Annotated in this window: 1 protein-coding gene; it reads right to left on the bottom strand. The window is 62.0% G+C overall.

From position 1 onward, the window contains the following. Window positions 1-778, bottom strand: a 778-nt coding sequence (locus AC1D0P_RS26400) for an SLC13 family permease (RefSeq protein ID WP_477679432.1), incomplete at both ends; no start/stop codon positions are given.

Raw genomic sequence — 778 nt, forward strand, 5'->3', positions numbered from 1 at the left:
CCTTCGCGCCGCAGCGCCGTCAGCCAGAGTATCGTTGCCAGCGAGCCGCTTATGGAGAGGTTTGGCCCGAGATCTATGCCGACCAGAATAGCCCCGGAGATCGTAATCGATGCGTGTGCCGCCTGTGCGACATTGCCGGCGACCAGGCCGGCCGGAAGATTGTTCACCGCATTCGAGACGACGCCCGTCGCCATGCCGACGATCATTGCGGCATAAGACGGGGCGGATGCGGCATAAGTTGCCAGCGCCTTTCCGAGCTCTGCAATCAGCCCGGTCCCGGCAAGAGCCTGAACGATGATGAACAGGCCGGCGACCAATGGCAGGACAGCCCACGAAACGCCTTTGAGCACGTCAAGCGGAGCCTCCCGGTTCAAGACGGAGACCAGAACGAGGGTAGCGACGCCGGCAATGAAGGTCGGCAGTCCGAGATCCGCACCGAAAGCCGAGGCTGCGACGAGGCCCAAGGCCGTCGCGATGAGACCCCCGCCTGCGACTTTTGCGGCATGCGGTAGCGGTGGCGTAGCGACACTGGCGGCGATCTTTTCGTCGTTCAATTGCCGGGATTGCGTCCATCGCAACAGCGCATAGGTCAGCACGATCGAAACCAATGAAGGCAGCGCAAAGACGCTCAGCCACTGCAACAGCGGCGGCATCCGTCCGCCATTGAAGATCACCAGATTGGCCGGATTGGAGATCGGCAGCACAAAACTCGCGGCATTTGCAATGAAGGCGCAGATGAAGAGATAGGGCAGCGGGTCCTTGACCTTGGCCGCGCGAC

The organism is Polaromonas sp. P1_G2, assembly GCF_056405515.1.